The 17,304-nt window shown below is 73.9% G+C and carries 17 protein-coding genes and 2 tRNA genes; 2 read left to right on the forward strand and 17 right to left on the reverse strand.

What is annotated here, in order from left to right; all coding sequences use genetic code 11:
• The 6 genes from EUS26_RS12800 to clpS form a co-directional block, all read right to left on the reverse strand.
• Positions 1 to 337 (reverse strand): HU family DNA-binding protein (locus tag EUS26_RS12800; protein WP_130014223.1); only part of this gene is annotated, 337 nt, incomplete at its 3' end.
• 139 nt (positions 338 to 476) lie between these two features.
• A tRNA-Glu gene (locus EUS26_RS12805) sits at positions 477 to 549 on the reverse strand.
• An 85-nt stretch (positions 550 to 634) separates the two neighbouring features.
• Positions 635 to 706, reverse strand: a tRNA-Gln gene (locus EUS26_RS12810).
• Between the two features lie 100 nt (positions 707 to 806).
• Complete coding sequence (gene gltX, locus EUS26_RS12815; protein ID WP_130014224.1) at positions 807 to 2,360, reverse strand: glutamate--tRNA ligase; 1,554 nt, start codon at positions 2,358 to 2,360, stop codon at positions 807 to 809.
• Positions 2,361 to 2,439: 79 nt separating this feature from the next.
• Positions 2,440 to 3,024 carry a DUF2017 family protein gene (locus EUS26_RS12820; protein WP_130014225.1) on the reverse strand — a complete coding sequence of 195 codons (585 nt, stop codon included), beginning with the start codon at positions 3,022 to 3,024 and terminating at the stop codon, positions 2,440 to 2,442.
• Positions 3,025 to 3,027: 3 nt separating this feature from the next.
• Positions 3,028 to 3,360: an ATP-dependent Clp protease adapter ClpS gene (clpS, locus tag EUS26_RS12825; RefSeq protein WP_202865147.1), complete on the reverse strand. Its 333-nt coding sequence runs from the start codon at positions 3,358 to 3,360 to the stop codon at positions 3,028 to 3,030.
• 67 nt (positions 3,361 to 3,427) lie between these two features.
• Here clpS and EUS26_RS12830 point away from each other — a divergent pair, with 67 nt between their 5' ends.
• Entirely contained in the window at positions 3,428 to 4,684 is a 1,257-nt protein-coding gene (locus EUS26_RS12830; RefSeq protein WP_238148981.1) for a nicotinate phosphoribosyltransferase, read from the forward strand.
• A 6-nt stretch (positions 4,685 to 4,690) separates the two neighbouring features.
• Here EUS26_RS12830 and EUS26_RS12835 read toward each other — a convergent pair whose 3' ends face one another.
• From EUS26_RS12835 to EUS26_RS12850, 4 genes are all read right to left on the reverse strand, one after another.
• Positions 4,691 to 5,302 carry a nicotinamidase gene (locus EUS26_RS12835; RefSeq protein WP_130014227.1) on the reverse strand — a complete coding sequence of 204 codons (612 nt, stop codon included), beginning with the start codon at positions 5,300 to 5,302 and terminating at the stop codon, positions 4,691 to 4,693.
• A gap of 31 nt (positions 5,303 to 5,333) precedes the next feature.
• Positions 5,334 to 6,236 (reverse strand): RDD family protein, encoded by a 903-nt coding sequence (locus EUS26_RS17370; protein WP_130014228.1) that lies wholly within the window; start codon positions 6,234 to 6,236, stop codon positions 5,334 to 5,336.
• Between the two features lie 369 nt (positions 6,237 to 6,605).
• Positions 6,606 to 7,268 carry a DUF6226 family protein gene (locus EUS26_RS12845; protein WP_130014229.1) on the reverse strand — a complete coding sequence of 221 codons (663 nt, stop codon included), beginning with the start codon at positions 7,266 to 7,268 and terminating at the stop codon, positions 6,606 to 6,608.
• A 207-nt stretch (positions 7,269 to 7,475) separates the two neighbouring features.
• The gene (locus tag EUS26_RS12850) at positions 7,476 to 9,224 is read right to left on the reverse strand and encodes a DEAD/DEAH box helicase (protein WP_130014230.1); all 1,749 of its coding nucleotides are present in this window, start codon (positions 9,222 to 9,224) and stop codon (positions 7,476 to 7,478) included.
• Between the two features lie 133 nt (positions 9,225 to 9,357).
• On the opposite strand from EUS26_RS12850, the gene EUS26_RS12855 reads away from it, so the two are divergent.
• Positions 9,358 to 9,699 carry a DUF3039 domain-containing protein gene (locus EUS26_RS12855; RefSeq protein ID WP_130014231.1) on the forward strand — a complete coding sequence of 114 codons (342 nt, stop codon included), beginning with the start codon at positions 9,358 to 9,360 and terminating at the stop codon, positions 9,697 to 9,699.
• A 21-nt stretch (positions 9,700 to 9,720) separates the two neighbouring features.
• Here EUS26_RS12855 and EUS26_RS12860 read toward each other — a convergent pair whose 3' ends face one another.
• The 7 genes from EUS26_RS12860 to EUS26_RS12890 all read right to left on the reverse strand — a co-directional run bounded on the left by EUS26_RS12860 (position 9,721) and on the right by EUS26_RS12890 (position 17,299).
• On the reverse strand, positions 9,721 to 10,296 hold the full coding sequence (locus EUS26_RS12860) for a YqgE/AlgH family protein (RefSeq protein WP_130014232.1): 576 nt from the start codon (positions 10,294 to 10,296) through the stop codon (positions 9,721 to 9,723).
• On the reverse strand, positions 10,293 to 10,667 hold the full coding sequence (locus EUS26_RS12865; RefSeq protein ID WP_202865148.1) for a VanZ family protein: 375 nt from the start codon (positions 10,665 to 10,667) through the stop codon (positions 10,293 to 10,295). Before EUS26_RS12865 ends, EUS26_RS12860 begins: the two co-directional genes overlap by 4 nt.
• Positions 10,668 to 10,714: 47 nt before the next feature.
• Positions 10,715 to 12,130 (reverse strand): NAD-dependent malic enzyme, encoded by a 1,416-nt coding sequence (locus EUS26_RS12870; protein WP_130014233.1) that lies wholly within the window; start codon positions 12,128 to 12,130, stop codon positions 10,715 to 10,717.
• Between the two features lie 67 nt (positions 12,131 to 12,197).
• A complete protein-coding gene (locus tag EUS26_RS12875; RefSeq protein WP_165368612.1) occupies positions 12,198 to 13,793 on the reverse strand; it encodes an ATP-binding cassette domain-containing protein in 1,596 nt (531 codons plus the stop codon).
• Positions 13,790 to 14,662, reverse strand: a complete 873-nt coding sequence (locus tag EUS26_RS12880) for an ABC transporter permease (protein ID WP_130014235.1) — start codon at positions 14,660 to 14,662, stop codon at positions 13,790 to 13,792. The genes EUS26_RS12875 and EUS26_RS12880 overlap by 4 nt, the downstream gene beginning before the upstream one ends.
• Positions 14,655 to 15,659: an ABC transporter permease gene (locus EUS26_RS12885; RefSeq protein WP_238148975.1), complete on the reverse strand. Its 1,005-nt coding sequence runs from the start codon at positions 15,657 to 15,659 to the stop codon at positions 14,655 to 14,657. Before EUS26_RS12885 ends, EUS26_RS12880 begins: the two co-directional genes overlap by 8 nt.
• The gene (locus EUS26_RS12890; RefSeq protein ID WP_130014236.1) at positions 15,656 to 17,299 is read right to left on the reverse strand and encodes an ABC transporter substrate-binding protein; all 1,644 of its coding nucleotides are present in this window, start codon (positions 17,297 to 17,299) and stop codon (positions 15,656 to 15,658) included. Before EUS26_RS12890 ends, EUS26_RS12885 begins: the two co-directional genes overlap by 4 nt.
• Between the last annotated feature and the right edge of the window lie 5 nt (positions 17,300 to 17,304).

Raw genomic sequence — 17,304 nt, forward strand, 5'->3', positions numbered from 1 at the left:
GCCCCGTGCCGCTCTCGGTGACCGCCCCGCGCACGCCGGCGGACCCTTCCGCCGGCAGGCCGGCCGGGTCGGCGACGACGTCCTTGAAGTAGCTGCCGGGCCGGAACCGGGGGCTCGTCGTGCCCGCGATCGGCACCGGCTCCCCGGTGCGGGGGTTGCGCCCGGTGCGGGGGGCCCGCTGCACCCGCTCGAAGGTGCCGAAGCCGGTGATGGCCACCGAGCCCCCGGACGCGACCTCGCGCAGGACGACGTCCACCATGGCCTCGACGGCCGCCGAGGCGGCCGCCCGGCCGCCCAGCCGTGGCGCGAGCGCCTCGATCAGGTCTGCCTTGTTCATGCCGCACCTCTCCACCGTGCCGGGCCTGTGCCCGCAGGTCGCCCGCCTGCGGACGGCGGGCCCCCACGCTACCCCGACCCGGGCCCGCACATGCGGAACGGCCCCCATCGCTGCTGCGATGAGGGCCGTTCGACACGGGTAGCCCCGACGGGATTCGAACCCGCGCTACCGCCTTGAGAGGGCGGCGTGCTAGGCCGCTACACAACGGGGCCGTGTCCGACGCTGACTGCGCCGAGCGGAGAGCCTACCCGACCGGGCGGACCTCCACGAAATCGAGAGCGGCGTCTCGATGTCGCGCTGGGGTACCAGGACTCGAACCTAGAACAACTGAACCAGAATCAGCCGTGTTGCCAATTACACCATACCCCAAGGGGTATCTCCGACCCCGTGCGGGGCGGCGAACCGAGGAGTCACTCTACCGTGCCTGCGTCGCCGACCCCAAATCCCCCGGCCTGGCCCAGGGCCTGGCTCAGAGCGAGGCGCGCAGCCGCCGGAGCCGGTCGAGGGTCTCCTCCCGGCCCAGGATCTGCATCGACTCGAACAACGGCGGGCTGATGCGCTGCCCCGAGACCGCGGTGCGCAGCGGGCCGAAGGCGAACCGCGGCTTGAGGCCGAGCCCGTCCACGAGCGCCTCGCGCAGGGCCGCCTCGATCCGCTCGTGGGTCCAGTCCACGCCCCCGCCGAGCGGCTCCGGCGCAGCGCCGGAGATCGGCTCGAGCGCCGCCACGGCCGCGTCCAGGACCGCGGGAGCGTCGTCCTTGAGCTGCCCACGGGCGTCCTCGGCGATCTCGAGGTCGGCGCCGCGGACGTAGAACGGACGCACCATCGGGACGGCCTCGGACAGCACCTGGATGCGGGTCTGGATGAGGTCGGCCACCGCCTCCAGCCGGGCGAGCTCACCCATGTCGCTCTGCTCGCCCAGGACACCGGCCTCGCGCAGCACGGGCAGCAGCCGGGACGTGAACTCCGGCAGGGACAGCCGCCGCAGGTGGTCGCCGTTGATCGACTCCGCCTTCTTCTGGTCCCACCTCGCCGGGTTGGGGTTGACGTCGGCGACGTCGAACGCGGCGACGAGGTGCTCGGGGTCGAAGATGTCGCGGTCGGGGCCGATGGACCACCCGAGCAGGGCCAGGTAGTTGATCATCCCCTCCCGGACGAAGCCACGCTCGCGGTGCAGGAAGAGGTCGGACTGCGGGTCCCGCTTGGACAGCTTCTTGCTGCCCTCCCCCAGGACGAGCGGGAGGTGCGCGAAGGTCGGGACCCGCTGCGCCACCCCGATCTCGATGAGCGCCCGGTAGAGCGCGATCTGCCGCGGCGTCGAGGAGAGCAGGTCCTCCCCGCGGATGACGTGGGTGATCCGCATGAGGGCGTCGTCGACCGGGTTGACCAAGGTGTAGAGCGGCTGGCCGTTGCCTCGCACGATGACGAAGTCCGGCACCGACCCGGCACCGAAGGTCACCTCACCGCGGACCAGGTCGGTGAAGGTCAGGTCCTCGTCGGGCATGCGCAGCCGCAGCACCGGCTCGCGGCCCTCCTCGCGGTAGGCCTGCCGCTGCTCCTCGGTGAGGTCGCGGTCGTGGTTGTCGTAGCCCAGCTTCGGGTCCCGCCCCGCGGCCCGGTGCCGCGCCTCCACCTCCTCCGGGGTGCTGAACGACTCGTAGGCCAGGCCCGCCTCGAGCAGACGTCGCGCCACGTCGGCGTGCAGGTCGGCCCGCTCGCTCTGCCGGTAGGGGCCGTAGGGGCCCCCGACGCCGGGGCCCTCGTCGTAGTCCAGCCCGAGCCACTCCAGCGCGTCGACGATCTGCTGCATCGACTCCTGCGAGTCCCGGGAGGCGTCGGTGTCCTCGATGCGGAAGACCAGCGTCCCGCCGTGGTGGCGGGCGTAGGCCCAGTTGAAGAGGGCGGTTCGGGCGAGACCGACGTGCGGCGTCCCGGTCGGGCTCGGGCAGAAGCGCACGCGGACGTCGGGGCCGGTGACGTCGTCGTGCTCGGTGGCGGAGACAGGTGCGGAGTGGGTCGTCATGATGGCCGCCAGCCTACTTCGCGCGGCATCGGGCGGGTGCCCCTCGTCGGACCCCGGGACGGCGTCGCTGGGGTATGCCTCAGTGCCCCATGAGCGCGGTCGTCACCGACTCCTGCACCCAGGACAGGAAGTCGTAGTAGGCCATCTTCTGCGCCAGCGCCGGGTCGAGCTCGGTCTCCCCCGCCAGGGCCGCCTCCAGCTCGTGGTGCAGTCGCTCGGAGTCCTCGTCGGTCCGCAGCCCGAGCCGCTCGCCCAGGATGAGCCGCGCGTCGGTGAGCGCGACGGCCAGGGCGCGGCCCTGCCCGAGGTCGAGCTCCAGCCGCGGCGGCGCCGCCGCCTCGAGCGCGGCGATGGCCGTGGCCAGGGTGCTCGCCTTGCGCTGCCGCAGCCCGTGCTCGGTGAGCCGGCGGAACTCGGCCGCCTGCTCGTCGTCGTCCCTCGACGCGGGCGGCAGCAGGCGGCGCAGCGCCGGGTCGCTGGGCTCGGTGGGGTCGACCTCGTCCCCAAGACCGGCGACGAGGTCGAGGAAGGGGTCGCCGGTCTCCGGGCGCTCCGGGGCGACGAAGTCCCGGGTCAGCCGCAGCACGTGGACGACCACCGCGATCTCGTCGGCGTCGAAGGAGCCCACCAGCCGCTCACCCTGGCGCCGGAACGCGTGCGCCATACCTCAGTCGTCCTTCTGGAAGGTGGCCCACAGGCCGTAGCCGTGCATGGCCTCGGTGTCGGCCTCCATCTTCTCCCGGGTGCCGGTCGAGACGACCGCGCGGCCCACGGTGTGGACGTCCATCATGAGCTTCTCCGCCTTGCTGCGGGTGTAGCCGAAGTGGGTCTGGAAGACCCAGGTGACGTAGCTCATGAGGTTGACCGGGTCGTTCCACACCAGGGTCACCCACGGACGGTCGGACTCCGGGCGGTCCAGGACGGCGACCCCGCCCTGCTCCTGCGGGGTGGTCTGCGGGCCGGCCGGCGGGGCCGGTGGGCTGGGGGTGTCGACGGGCACGCCCCCACCATAGGGTGCGGGGGTGAGCCCGAGCACCGCCCTGCTGACCGACCACTACGAGCTGACGATGATCCAGGCCGCGCTGGCCAGCGGTCACGCGGACCGACGGTGCGTCTTCGAGGCCTTCGCCCGGCGGCTCCCGGAGGGCCGGCGCTACGGCGTCGTCGCAGGCACCGGGCGGGCCCTGGAGGCGCTGCGCGACTTCCGCTTCGGCGAGGAGGAGATCGCCTTCCTCGCCGACCGCCAGGTGGTCGACCGGCGCACCCTCGACTGGCTGGCCGACTTCCGCTTCAGCGGCGACATCTGGGGGTATGCCGAGGGCGAGGTCTACTTCCCGGGCTCGCCGCTGCTCGTGGTCGAGTCGAGCTTCGCCGAGGGGGTGGTGCTGGAGACGCTCTTCCTCTCCGTCCTCAACCACGACTCGGCCGTCGCCTCGGCGGCGTCGCGGATGACGGCCGTCGCGCACGGCCGTCCGTGCATCGAGATGGGCAGCCGCCGGACGCACGAGGAGTCGGCGGTCGCGGCGGCGCGCGCGGCATACCTCGCGGGGTTCGCCTCGACCTCCAACCTGGAGGCGGGCCGCCGGCACGGCATCCCGACCATGGGGACGGCCGCGCACTCCTACACCCTGCTGCACGACGACGAGCGCCAGGCCTTCGCCAACCAGCTCGCCAGCCTGGGGCTGTCCACGACGCTGCTCGTCGACACCTACGACGTGACCGGGGCGGTGGAGCTGGCGGTCGAGCTGGCCGGGTCCGCGCTCGGCGGGGTACGGCTGGACTCGGGTGACCTGCTCGGCCAGGCCTTCGAGGTGCGCACCCTGCTGGACGAGCTGGGCGCGCCGGACACCCGCATCGTCGTCACCTCCGACCTCGACGAGCACGCCATCGCCGCGCTGCAGGCGGCGCCCGTCGACGCCTACGGGGTGGGCACCAAGGTGGTGACCGGGTCCGGGCACCCGGCGGCGGGCATGGTCTACAAGCTGGTGAGCCGCGAGAGCGGCTCCGGGGCGATGGAGGGCGTCGCCAAGGCGAGCAAGGACAAGACCAGCGTGGGCGGGCGCAAGTACGCGTTGCGGCGCCGCTCGCCGGACGGCGTGGCCACCGAGGAGATCATCGGGATCAACGAGCGTCCGCAGGACGACGGCGACGACCGCACGCTGCTGGTCCCGCTCGTGGAGCACGGGGAGGTCGTCGCCCCGACCGACGTGCAGCGCGCCCGCCAGCACCACCAGCGGGCCCTCGCCGAGCTCCCGCAGCGCGCGCTGCGGCTCTCGCTCGGCGACCCGGCGCTGGCGACGACCTACCTCGACGACTGGAGCTGAGCCCGGTCAGGCGGCGCCGGGGCCCTGCGTCGTGCCGCTGCTCCCCAGCTCCACCCCGGCCTGGCGCATCTCCTCCAGCGCCGCCTCGGTCGACCCCGGGGCGACACCGGCGCACAGGTCGAGCAGGACGCGCGTCTGCAGACCTTCGCGGCGGGCGTCCAGCGCCGTCGCCCGGACGCAGTGGTCGGTGGCGATGCCGCAGACGTCGACCTCGGTGATGCCACGCTCCCGCAGCCACTCGGCCAGGCCGACCTGCCGACCGTGGACGTCGCTGGTGCCCTCGAACCCCGAGTAGGCGGCCTCGTGCTCGCCCTTGCGGAAGACGGCCTGCACGTGCCCCAGCGCGGGACCGAGCTCGGGCCGGAACTCGGCCCCCTCGGTGCCCACCTCGCAGTGGACCGGCCACGAGGTCGCGTAGTCGGGCTCGCCGTCGGTGGCCCAGTGCTCACCCGGGTCGACGTGCCAGTCGGCGGTGGCCACGACCGCCGCGTACTCCTGGGCGTGCTCGGTCGTGTAGTCGCTCACGCCGCTGGCGACGGCGATCCCGCCGGTCACCGGCAGCGACCCGCCCTCGCAGAAGTCGTGCTGGACGTCGACGATGATCAGGCCGCGGCTCATACCGTCGATGATGCCACTCGCGGGCGCGGCCTCAGCGCCTCTTGACCACGTTGGTCCCGGCCGCCTTGTCGTGCAGGGCCTGGTTCTGGGGGTCCCACAGCGGCCACAGGACGTTGATGATGGTGAAGAGGCCGAGGAAGCCCAGGACGGGCACCAGGCTGCTGACGAGGTTGGGACCCTGGTAGACCGCCGAGCGCAGCAGCACCGCGCGCCAGGTGGGCAGACCGGGCTCGTCGCGGAGCCGGACCCGCAACCCGGTGATGAGCTTGCCGACGGTGCCGCCGAAGAACTTCACCATGAGGACCTCGTAGGCGACGCCGAGCAGTGCGGTGACGAGGCCGACCTGGAGGATCCAGTCCTCCAGCACCACCGGGATGGCGGCGGTCGGATCGGGGTCGAGGACGTAGTCCTCCATCGCGCTGCTGACCTCGGGGGTCATCGTGGCGAAGACCAGGACGATGCTGAGGGCCAGCGCGAGCAGGCCGTCGAGCAGGCGAGCCCCGACCCGGTGCCACCAGCCGGCGAGCGGCTGGCCGTCCGGGGTCGTCGGGCCCGGCTGCGGCTGGTACCCGCCGGGAACCGGGCCGCCCTGCCACTGGCCCTGGTACGGGTTCTGCCCGGTCTGGCCGGCGTAGGGGTTGGGCTGCTGGTAGCCCTGCTGACCCTGTCCCCACCCCTGCTGGCCCTGGCCGTAGCCGCCCTGGCCCTGCTGACCCTGCTGGCCCCAGCCGCCCTGGCCCTGCTGCCCCCACCCGGACCGACCCTGCTGACCCTGGCCGGAACCGTCCGACTCGGGTGCCTGCCACTGCTGGCCCGACTCGGCGAGGTTGGGCTTCTGCTTGGGTGCCGTGTGGTTGGTCCACTGCACGCCGTCCCAGTAGCGGAGGTTCTGCGCGTCCTCGGGGTCGTCGTACCACCCTGCCTGCTGACTCATGGGGCCAGACTATCCGCGCGGGCGACCTGCTCCGGCATACCTGTGCACACCACATGCACCCCACCGGCACCTGTGCACGGTCCGAGGCCGCCCCTCCGCCCAGCGCCACGTCGCGAGCGGTGACGACCTGCGGGCCCTCGGCCTCAGCCGCACCCAGGTCCGCAGGCTCGTCACCGACGGCGTGCTGGTGCGGATCCGCACGGACTGCTCGTGTCGGGCGAGGTATGGCGTGGGGCGGCCCCGTGGAAGCGGCACGACCTGCGGGCGCGCGCGGCATACCCGGCCCGTCATCCAGCACGGTTCGCGACCGTCCTTCTCGTCCTCACGCCCGGCCTGTGCACGTCCTGAGCAGCCCCCTGGCGTGGCTGCTCATGCACAGCCCCACCCCTGGCTGACCACGACCTGGGCATCGTCGGGCACGGCGACCTGCTCCCCGGCGAGGAGCGAGTCCGCGAGCCGGACCAGCTCTGAGAAGCTCCAGGGCCGGCCCCTCCCCCAGGACCCCTGTGTCATCACCCCACGGTCGAACGACCAGTCCCCACCGCGCAGGGCGACGAAGGGGCTGATCGCGTGCAGGACCAGCTCGTCGACGTCCTGGAGCAACGAGTCACTGCCCTCGTCGCAGGCGTCGCAGCCGCACATCGGCAAGCGACCCAGGCTCACGCGAGGCTCTCCGACGGCGATCTCGACAGCGGCCACCAGCCCGTCGCGGGCTCTGCCCAATCTCTCGAGGAACCAGATCGGTGGAGCAGCATCGGCCGGCAGTCTGAGGAGCACCTCGCGGTCAGCCGCCGCCTCCCGCAGGGCGGCCCTGGGCGCAGGTATGTCCGCGCGCCGGGCTCCGGCCACGGTGCACAGGACCTCGGTCCACACCCTCGTCCTGGCGAGCAGCACGTCATACCGCGCCGGGTCCGTCACGCGGGAGTACTCCCACCCCTGCGGCGACTCCGTCGGGTCCCTCGGGCATGGCCACGAGGGCTGGTCGAGCGCGGCGTAGCGACGGGTCACCTCGTCCATCAACGCCAGCCTCATGACGGTGCACGATAGGCGTGCGGCAAGGCCCAGGACAGTCATGTTCGTCCCCACGCCCGGCCTGCGCAGCCTGTGCGTGCGGTAGAACCTGCGCACCGGCTGCATACCCGTCCACAGGTGCGGGTGGGGCGCATGGGGGCGTGCACAGGTCACGGTCCGACCGCGCGTCCGGTGCGTCCTGACCGCGCGTCCGGTGCGGGTATGGCGTCAGCGGCGGCCGACGAACCAGCGGCGGATGGTCTCGATGCGGTCGCGGACCTGCTCGGAGGTGGCCGTCGCGAGCTCCGGGCCGCCGCAGGTGCGGCGCAGCTCGGCGTGCACGACGGCGTGCGGCTGGCCCTTCTTCTGGGCGTAGGCGGAGACCAGCTTGTTCAGCTCCTTGCGGTGCTCGGCCAGGGCGCGGTGGGCGGACACCGCCTGGGCCCGCGCCTGGCCGCCGTCCCGCCCGACCTGCTTCTTCTGCCGCTCCCGCAGCAGGGTCGCGACCTGGTCGGGCTCCAGCAGCCCGGGCAGGCCGAGGTAGTCGTCCTCGTCCTCCGACCCGGGCACCCCGCCGAGGCCGAACTGCTCGGCGTCGAACAGCACGTGGTCGAACTCGGCGTCCGAGCCGATCGCCTCGTAGCTGCCGGTCAGCTCGTCCGAGGCACCCTCGGCGGCCTGGGCCTGCTCGACCAGCCCGTCCTCCTCGGACCACAGCTGGTCCTCCCCGGTGTCCTTGCGGTTGAGCGCGTGGTCGCGCTCCACCTCCATCGAGCCGGCGTGGCCGAGCAGCAGGGGCACGTTGGGCAGGAAGACCGAGGCGGTCTCGCCCCGGCGCCGGGCGCGGACGAACCGGCCCACCGCCTGCGCGAAGAAGAGCGGTGTGGAGGTCGACGTGGCGTAGACCCCCACGGCCAGCCGCGGCACGTCCACCCCCTCGGACACCATGCGGACCGCGACCATCCAGCGTGAGTCGCCCGTCGCGAACTCCTCGATCCGGGCCGAGGCGCCCGCGTCGTCGGAGAGCACGACCGTGGCGGCCTCGCCGGTGATCTCGCGCAGCTGCTTGGCGTAGGCGCGGGCGGAGCGCTGGTCGGAGGCGATGACCAGCCCGCCGGCGTCCTCGACGTGCCGGCGCACCTCGCTCAGCCGCTTGTCCGCCGCCCGCAGCACCGCGGGGACCCAGTCGCCCGCCGGGTCCAGCGCGGTGCGCCAGGCCTGCTTGGTGACGTCCTGGGTCAGCGGCTCCCCCAGCCGCGCCTCGAGCTCGTCGCCCACCTTGGTGCGCCACCGCATGGTGCCGCCGTAGGACAGGAACAGCACCGGCCGCACCACCCCGTCGCGCAGGGCGTCGGCGTAGCCGTAGGTGTAGTCGGCGGACGAGCGCAGGATCCCCTCCGGGTCCATCTCGTAGCGCACGAACGGGATGGCCGCGGTGTCCGACCGGAAGGGCGTGCCGGTGAGCGCCAGCCGTCGCGTCGCGGGCTCGAAGGCGTCCCGCACGGCCTCCCCCCACGACAGGGCGTCCCCGCCGTGGTGGACCTCGTCGAGGATGACCAGCGTGCGGGCCGCCTCGGTGCGCGCCCGGTGCAGCAGCGGCTTGCTGGCGACCCCGGCATACGTCACCGCGACCCCGTCGAAGTCCTGGCTGTGCCGCCCCTGCGCGTTGGCGAAGCGCGGGTCGATCCGGATGCCGACCTTGGCGGCCGCCTCGGCCCACTGGGTCTTGAGGTGCTCGGTCGGGGCCACGACCGTGATGCGCTGGACCTCGCCCCGGTCGAGCAGCTCGGTCGCGACGCGCAGCGCGAAGGTGGTCTTGCCGGCACCGGGCGTCGCCACGGCCAGGAAGTCCCGCGGGCGCTCGGTGAGGTAGGTCTCCAGGGCGCTCGCCTGCCAGGCGCGCAGCTTGCCCGCCGTCCCCCAGGCGGCACGCTCGGGATAGGCGGGGGGCAGGTGGGAGGCGGCTGAAGTGGACATCGACTCGCCAGGATAGGTCGTTTCCGGATCCGACTCACCGGCCCTCCCGCTCCCGCCGGTGCCCTGGACGCCGTGGTATGCCGCTCCCTCCGCCCGCGGACAGGCATACCGGGGCGCGCCTAGACTGGGGCGCATGAGCGTCCGCATGTCCGACCAGCCCCTCGACGCGCCCGAGGCACCCAGCCAGCCGTCCACGCAGACCGCCGTGCTGGAGCGCGAGGACACCCGGGTCCAGCCCGACCTGTCCGAGCCGGGCGACCACGAGCGCTTCTCGCACTACGTGCGCAAGGAGAAGATCATGGAGTCGGCGCTCAGCGGCGACCCGGTGATCGCGCTGTGCGGCAAGGTGTGGGTGCCCGGTCGGGACCCGCAGCGCTTCCCGGTGTGCCCGCAGTGCAAGGAGATCTACGAAGGGCTGCGCGAGCCGCAGGACGGTGGCGGCTCGGACGGCGGGTCCGGCGGCGGAGAGGGCTGACCCCACCACGGGCGGCCCCGGTCAGTTGCGCTCGGGGTGCTCGGTCCAGGTGGTGAGGAAGGACACCGAGGAGCGCTGCCGCAGGAGCACCTCGCGCCACAGGTCGCTGGTGTCCTCGCGGAAGGCGTCCCGCGGCTCCCGCGGCACGACCTCCCACGCGCCGTGCCGGATCTCGGAGTCCAGCTGGCCGGCCGACCACCCGCTGTAGCCGACGTAGATCCGGAACGCTCCCAGCTCGGGCACGACGAGCGGCGCCGGCGCGTCCAGGTCGACCAGGCCGATCCCTCCGAAGAGCAGCTGGGTGCCCAGCGGCGGGTCCTCCGGGCGGTGCCCCGGCACGCTCACCAGCCCCATGGCGGTGTCCCGCCCGACCGGCCCCCCGCGGAAGAGCACCCCGGGGTCGGTGACGAAGGGCTGCCACTCGGGCAGCACGGCATCGACACCGGCCTCCATCGGCTGGTTCAGGACGAGCCCGTGGGCGCCGTCCTCGTCGTGGTGCAGGACGAGGACGACCGACCCAGCGAAGGGCTCCCCGGTGAGCGGGGTGGCGACGAGCAGCTCGCCGGTCACCCGTCCCGGATCCCGCCGCGGACTCACGACTCCCCCCTCACCGGCGTCGACGTCTCGCCCATGTCACCATCATGACCCCACCGGCGTGCGGTCGTCGCGGCGACCCAGACGCCGAGCGCGATGCCGACGAGGTCGGCGACGGCGTCGACGAGGTCCGGTTGGCGGCCGGGGGCGAGCACCGCTTGCAGCGGCTCGCTGACGAGAGCGTGCAGGACCAGCACCGGCAGCAACCAGCGGGCGCGCAGCCACCAGGCCAGGGCGGCGGGGACGGCGAAGGCGACGAGGTGCCCCACCTTGTCCAGACCGGGGACGCCGTCCGGGCCCGGCATCTGCGGCGCGTAGAGCCCGTAGCACTGCACGAGGAGCGCGACGAGCAGCGCGAACCACCCGAGGACCACGACGAGGTCCAGGCCGGGCGGCCGGTGCGGGGGTGGTGGGCCGCTCGTCAGCTCGACGCCTCGCGGCGCGCCCGCGCGGCCTGCTCGACCGCCTGCGCGACCGCCTTGGTGGCCTTGGGGTTGAAGACGCTGGGGATGATGTAGGTCGGGTTCAGCTCGTCGGCGGTGACGACGTCGGCGAGCGCGGAGGCCGCGGCGAGCAGCATCTGGTCGTCGATGTGGTCGCTCGCGGCGTCGAGCAGACCGCGGAAGACGCCGGGGAAGACGAGCACGTTGTTGATCTGGTTGGCGAAGTCGCTGCGCCCGGTGGCCACCACCGTCGCGTGCCGGCCGGCCTCCACCGGGTCGACCTCGGGGACCGGGTTGGCCATCGCGAAGACCACGGCGTCCTCGTTCATCGTCGCGATGTCCTCGCCGGTGAGGATGTTGCCCGCCGAGACCCCGATGAAGACGTCCGCCCCCACGAGGGCCTCCTTGAGGGTCCCCGACTCCAGTCCGCGGTTGGTCTGGCTCGCGATCCAGGCGAGGTTGCCGTTGTCGCCGCGCATCACGTCGGGCCGTCGCGGGTGGATGACCCCGTCGACGTCGGCGACGAGGACGTCGGTGGCCCCGGCCTGCAGCAGCAGCCGGATGATCGCCGACCCGGCCGCCCCGGCGCCGGACATGACGATCTTGACCGAGCCGATCTCCTTGTCGACCACGCGCAGCGAGTTCTTCAGGGCGGCCAGCGCCACGATCGCGGTGCCGTGCTGGTCGTCGTGGAAGACGGGGATGTCGAGCTCGCGACGCAGCCGCGCCTCGATCTCGAAGCAGCGGGGTGCCGAGATGTCCTCGAGGTTGATCCCGGCGAAACCAGGGGCCAGCGCCTTGACGATGCGCACGATCTCGTCGCTGTCGTGGGCGTCGAGGCAGATGGGGAAGGCGTCGATGTCGGCGAACCTCTTGAAGAGCGCGGCCTTGCCCTCCATCACCGGCATGGCGGCCAGCGGCCCGATGTCGCCGAGCCCGAGGACGGCCGAGCCGTCGGTGACCACGGCGACGGTGTTGCGCTTGATGGTCAGGCTGCGCGCGTCCTCGGGGTTCTCGGCGATGGCCTGGCAGATCTTCGCCACGCCCGGTGTGTAGACCAGGGAGAGGTCGTCGCGGTTGCGGATCGGCAGCTTGGACTTGACCTCGAGCTTGCCGCCCAGGTGGGCGAGGAAGGTGCGGTCGCTCACCCGCCCGATCTCCACCCCGTCGACCTCGCTGACCGCCTCGACGACCTCCGCGGCGTGGTCGGTGCCGTAGGTCGCGATCGTCAGGTCCGCCTGCAGCCGCTCGGTGCCGGAGTCGCTGATGTCGACCGCGGTGACCATGCCGCCGACGTCGGAGACCGCGGTGGTGATCTCGGAGACGGCGGTGACGCGCGCCGGCAGCTCGAGCCGGACGGTGATGGAGTTCGACACGGAGGGGACGGGGCTCATGGCCCCATTGTGGCGCGTCGCAGGGCGCCGGAGGTATGCAGCCCGCTCCCGGCGTGCCGTGCGCGCCTCACCACTCGACGACGACGTCGCACCAGGTGCGCAGGAGCTCCTCGTCGTGCGAGGCGACGAGCACGCCGCAGCCGGTGGTGTGCTGGTGCTCGTGCACGGCGCGGACGACCGCCCGGGCGGTGGCGGCGTCGACCATGGACGTCGGCTCGTCGAGCAGGAGGTAGTCCGCGTCGAGCGCGAGCGCCCGGGCGAGGACCACCCGCTGCAGCTGCCCCCCGGACACCTCGTCCGGCCGGCGGCTCGCCAGCTCGGGGGCCAGACCCACCCGGTCCAGCAGCCGCGCGACCGTGGTGTCGTCGGCCGGCCGGCCAGCCAGCCGCGCGGGCTCGAGCAGGCTGCGGCCCACCGTCCACCGAGGGTCGACGCCCTGGCGCGGGTCCTGCGGCACGAAGGCGACGCGTCGGCGCACGGCGGGGGGCACCGCATACCCGGTGCCGCGGACCGGCCGCCCGTCGAGGCGGACCTGCCCGGCGGACGGCGCGTGCAGCAGTGCCAAGGTGCGCAGCAGCGTGGTCTTGCCCGCCCCGGAGGGTGCCATGAGACCCGTGGTGCGGTCGGGGGTGACCTGCAGCGTCACCCCGCTGCGCACGAGCGTGCCCCGACCCCGGCGCAGGGTGAGGTCGAGCGCCGTGAGGCCGGGGCCGTCCGGGACGTGCTGGCTCGGAGGCGCCTGCGGCCGAGGCTGCGCCCGGCCGGCGGGGTGCAGGGGCCGTGCGGGGGCTTGCGGCCGGGGCTCCACCCCGTCCGCCGATCGCGGGGTCGTCACGACGGCCAGCCGCTGGGCCGTCGTGGCGTGCGGGGCCAACCGGTGCGTCGCCGTGCGCGCCCGGGCGATGACCTCGGGCACCGGCACGTCGCCGCCGGTGGACCGGCCGTCGTCCAGCTCGACGACGGTGTCGGCGACCTGCTCGGCCAGCCGCAGGTCGTGGGTCACGACGAGCACGGCGCGCCCCTCGTCGTGGGCCAGGGCCGCCAGCCCGTCCGCCGCGGCGGTGGCCCGCGGCCGGTCCAGACCGGTCGTCGGCTCGTCGGCCAGCACGAGGCCGGGGTCGCCGAGGAGCGCGAGGGCGTTCGACACCCGCTGTGCCTGCCCGCCCGACAGCTGGGACGGCAGCCGGCGACGCCACGCCGGGTCGACGTCGTGCCGGCGCATGGCCTCCCCCACCGTGGTCGGCACCTGCGAGACCGGCACGTGGACCCGCGCCTTCTCGGTGAGGTGGTGGCCGACGGTGAGGACCGGGGTGAGCGCGCCCTGGGGCGCCTGCGGGAGCCACGCCGCGACGCGTCCGCGCACCCGGGCCCGGGCGGGGGCGCCCGGGTCGACCAGGTCCAGCGGCCGGCCGGCACCCTCCTCCTCCCACCACCCGTGGCCGCGGACGAGCGAGCCGCCGGGCAGCAGGCCCAGCAGGGCCGACAGCAGGGTCGACTTGCCGGCGCCGCTCGGGCCCAGGAGCACGACGAGCCGGCCGCGCGGCACCCGCAGGTCGACCTGCTCCAGCACGGTGTGGTGGCCGCCCCGGCCGTCCGGGAGGGCCACCCCCAGCCCCTCGACCCTCAGCCCCTCGACCGGGCCTGCGGCATACCCCTCGCTCACGCCCGCCCCCTCGACACCGGGCGCAGCCGCTCGGCCAGCGCGAAGACGGCGAGGCTGAGCGCCACGAGCAGCAGGCCCGGCAGCACCGCGGGCCACCAGTGGCCGGCGAGGACGGCCGTGCGCGACTGCTCGATGATGGTGCCGAGCGAGGCCTGGTCGTCGGGCAGCCCGAGGCCGAGGAAGCTCAGCGCCGACTCGTGCATGATCGCGTGCGGCACCATGAGCACCGTCGCCAGCAGGACCCGGCCCGCCACGTGGGCCAGCAGATGCCTCGACAGCACCCACCACCGCCCCGCTCCCGCTCCGACCGCGGCCTCGACGAAACCCACGTGCTGCAGCGCCAGCAGCTCGGCCCGCACGATCCGGGCCGTCGTCGTCCAGTGGGTCAGCGCCACGCTGAGGATGACGCTGCTGAGGGAGGGGCCGAGCAGCGCCACGATGACGATGCCCAGCACCAGGTGCGGCAGGGCGTTGACGGCGTCGACGAGCCGCATGAGGACGCCGTCGACGACTCCTCCCCCACGGGAGGCGAGCGAGCCGGCCAGCCCTCCGACGACCACGCCGACGACGCTGGAGACGAGCGCCGCGACCAGCCCGACGAGCAGCGAGACCCGGGCCCCGGCCAGGCTGCGGGCCAGCAGGTCGCGCCCTGCCTGGTCGGTGCCGAAGGGGTGCTCCGCCGAGGGCGGCAGGAACGCCTGGGAGAAGTCCGCCCGCTGCGTCCCAACCCCGGCCCCGAGGAGCAGGACCACGACGACCACCGCGAGCAGGGCCCCCCACCAGACCCCCCGGGCCCCGGTCGCGCGGACCCGGGGTCTGTCCCACGGTCGCGACCGGGCGTCCGCGACCTCGCGCCAGCCCTCAGCCATCGCGCTGCCCCACCCTGGGGTCGACCACCCGGTAGGCGACGTCCGCGGCGAGGTTGCCCAGCACCACGATGACCGTGGTGAGCACGGTGAGTGCCGCCAGCAGCGAGAAGTCCAGGCGCAGGGCCGAGTCCACGGTGGCGCTCGCGACCCCCGGCCACGAGAAGACGGTCTCGACGAGCACCGCGCCGGTGATGAGCTCCGGGACCCGCACGCCGACCACGGTCACGAGCGGCAGCAGGGCGGGTCGGACGGCGTGCTGGCGCAGCAGCCGTGAGGTGGGTATGCCCCGGGCCCAGCCCGCGCGCACCGGCAGCCCGGCGAGGGCGTCCCGGGTGGCGTCCCGGACGACCAGCCCGAACCACGGCAGCTGGGACAGCGCCAGCACCAGCACGGGAAGGACGGCGTGGCGCAGGACGTCGAACGGCTCCACGGCGTCCGTGTCCGGCGAGGTCGCCCCACCGGTGGGCAGCCACCCGAGCCAGACCGCGAACACCCACACGGCGACCAGGCCCGTCCAGAACGGCGGGGCCGCCTGCACCGAGAGCAGGCCGCCGCCCGCCACCCGGTCGGCCCAGGAGCCGGGGCGCGTGCCGGCCAGCCCGCCCACCAGCACCCCGCCGGCCACGGCCAGCACCAGGGACACCGCCATGAGACCCAGCGTCCACGGCAGCCGCTGCGCGATGACGGTCGCCACCGGTGCGCGCTGGCTCGAGGACACCCCGAGGTCGCCCTGCAGCGCGTTGCCCCACCAGGCGGCCCACTGCTGCACCGCCCCGGTGTCACCGGCCCGGTCGCGCATCGCCTCCAGGGTCGGGCCGTCCATGGTCAGCGCCCGCTCCCCCAGCGCCGCGAGGACGGGGTCGAAGGGGGTCTGCTGGGCCAGCACGAACATCACGAGCGTGACCACGGCGAGCAGCACCGGCAGCAGCAGCAGCCGGCCGAGGACGAGCCGGGTCAGCGGGGATCCGGCCCGGGCCGACCGGTCGAGCAGCCTCACCCGCCGGAGACGGTCCACTCGGGCAGGTTCCACCAGGGCCCGCCCTGGAGACCGTGCTCGTGCGGCTCGACGAGGGGCACGTCATACCCCGACCACGTGCCGGCCTCGATGACGTAGTCGTGCTCGACGTAGGCGAGGAACACCCAGGGAAGGTCCTGCGCGAGCTGCTCCTGCACCGTGGCGTAGGCCTCGACCCGCTCGGCGTCCGCCTGGGCCGCCCGCCCGGCCTCGAGGGCCTCGTCCATCTCCGGCGAGTCGTACCCACCCGGGTTGTCGAAGCCCTGGAAGGCGCGGGAGGAGTGGAACAGCGGGTACGTGGACAGGTCGGCGTTGTAGGGGTTGCCGGTGCCGTAGACCAGGGCGTCGGTGGCCATCCGGGGCTCGATGGCCTCCCAGCTGAGCCCCTCGGGCTCGATCTCGATGCCGAGCTCGGCGGCCTGGGCCTGCACCTCGAGCGCGATGTTCTGGCGCAGGGTGTCCCCGGCGGGGTACATGAGGGTGAAGGCCGCCCGCTCGCCGTCGCGGGTCCGCACCCCGTCGTCGCCCTCGGCCCAGCCCGCGTCCTCCAGCGTCTGCTCCGCAGCGCGGGGATCGGGCTCGACCTCGAGGACGTCCGAGTACTCGACCGCCTCGGGCGGGATGGGGCCGAAGGCGGGGCGGCCGGCACCGGCGAGCGCGCCCTCGACCAGGGCCTCCCGGTCCAGGCCGGTGTGCAGTGCTGCGCGGACGGCGGGGTCGCCGCTCACCTCGCCCCCCTCGGGGAGCACCAGGGCCCGGAAGTCCGCGGTGTCGCGGCGCACCACGTCATAGGCGTCGTCGTCCTCGAACCGTCCGAGCGCCTGGGTGGGCAGCAGGGCGGCGTCGACCTCGCCGGAGGCGAGCCGCGCGGCGCGCGCCGCGTCGTCCTCGACGAAGAGGAACGTGGCCCGGGTGACCTCGGGCTCCTCGCCCCAGTAGTCGGGGTACGCGGAGAGCACGATCCGCTCCCCCGCCCGGTAGCCGTCGACCTGGTAGGGACCGGTGCCCACCACGTCCTGCGGGGAGGTCGCGTCGACCGCGTCGGCCGGGAGGATGCCGAGGGTGGTGGTGGTGACGAAGGCGGACTGCGGGTGCGTCAGGGTGAACCGGACCGTGCGGTCGTCCACGGCCTCGACCGACTCCAGCGCGGTGAGGTCGGCCGCCACCGGGGAGGCGTTGTCGGGGTCGAGGGCGGCCTCGTAGGTCGCGACCACGTCGTCGGCGCCGAGGGTCTGCCCGTCGTGGAAGGTCACCCCCTCGCGCAGGGTGAAGGTGTAGGTGAGGCCGTCGTCGGACACCACCGGCAGGTCCTCGGCGAGCGCCGGCTCGGCGACCAGGTCGACGCCGAGCCGGGTCAGACCCTCGACGACCTTGCCGTCGCCCCACCGGGCATACCCCAGGACCGGGTTGAAGCTGTCCGGCTCACCCCCGGTGGCGATGACGACCTCGGCCGCGTCGGTCGAGGCCGTGGACGTCGCGCCCTCGCCCCCCGCCGAGGGCACGGCGGTGGGGTCGGTGCACCCGGTGAGCAGCAGACCGACCAGAGCGACGGAGGAGGCGAAGACCGCCGCCTTGTTGCGAAGTATTCGCATGACGCGACGGTAGCAGGCACGGTCGGGCATGGAAG

It is taken from the genome of Serinicoccus sediminis, from assembly GCF_004153545.1.
Lineage (GTDB): Bacteria > Actinomycetota > Actinomycetes > Actinomycetales > Dermatophilaceae > Ornithinicoccus > Ornithinicoccus sediminis_A.

What these genes read in the sequence shown, in the direction of transcription:
- EUS26_RS12880 (WP_130014235.1), bottom strand. Translation starts at nt 14,662, where the DNA reads ATGGCTGAGGGCTGGCGCGAGGTCGCGGACGCCCGGTCGCGACCGTGG.
- EUS26_RS12850 (WP_130014230.1), bottom strand. Translation starts at nt 9,224, where the DNA reads ATGTCCACTTCAGCCGCCTCCCACCTGCCCCCCGCCTATCCCGAGCGT.
- EUS26_RS12890 (WP_130014236.1), bottom strand. Translation starts at nt 17,299, where the DNA reads ATGCCCGACCGTGCCTGCTACCGTCGCGTCATGCGAATACTTCGCAAC.
- EUS26_RS12830 (WP_238148981.1), top strand. Translation starts at nt 3,428, where the DNA reads ATGATCCAGGCCGCGCTGGCCAGCGGTCACGCGGACCGACGGTGCGTC.
- EUS26_RS12820 (WP_130014225.1), bottom strand. Translation starts at nt 3,024, where the DNA reads ATGGCGCACGCGTTCCGGCGCCAGGGTGAGCGGCTGGTGGGCTCCTTC.
- EUS26_RS17370 (WP_130014228.1), bottom strand. Translation starts at nt 6,236, where the DNA reads ATGAGTCAGCAGGCAGGGTGGTACGACGACCCCGAGGACGCGCAGAAC.
- EUS26_RS12870 (WP_130014233.1), bottom strand. Translation starts at nt 12,130, where the DNA reads ATGAGCCCCGTCCCCTCCGTGTCGAACTCCATCACCGTCCGGCTCGAG.
- EUS26_RS12835 (WP_130014227.1), bottom strand. Translation starts at nt 5,302, where the DNA reads ATGAGCCGCGGCCTGATCATCGTCGACGTCCAGCACGACTTCTGCGAG.
- EUS26_RS12845 (WP_130014229.1), bottom strand. Translation starts at nt 7,268, where the DNA reads ATGAGGCTGGCGTTGATGGACGAGGTGACCCGTCGCTACGCCGCGCTC.
- gltX (WP_130014224.1), bottom strand. Translation starts at nt 2,360, where the DNA reads ATGACGACCCACTCCGCACCTGTCTCCGCCACCGAGCACGACGACGTC.
- EUS26_RS12855 (WP_130014231.1), top strand. Translation starts at nt 9,358, where the DNA reads ATGAGCGTCCGCATGTCCGACCAGCCCCTCGACGCGCCCGAGGCACCC.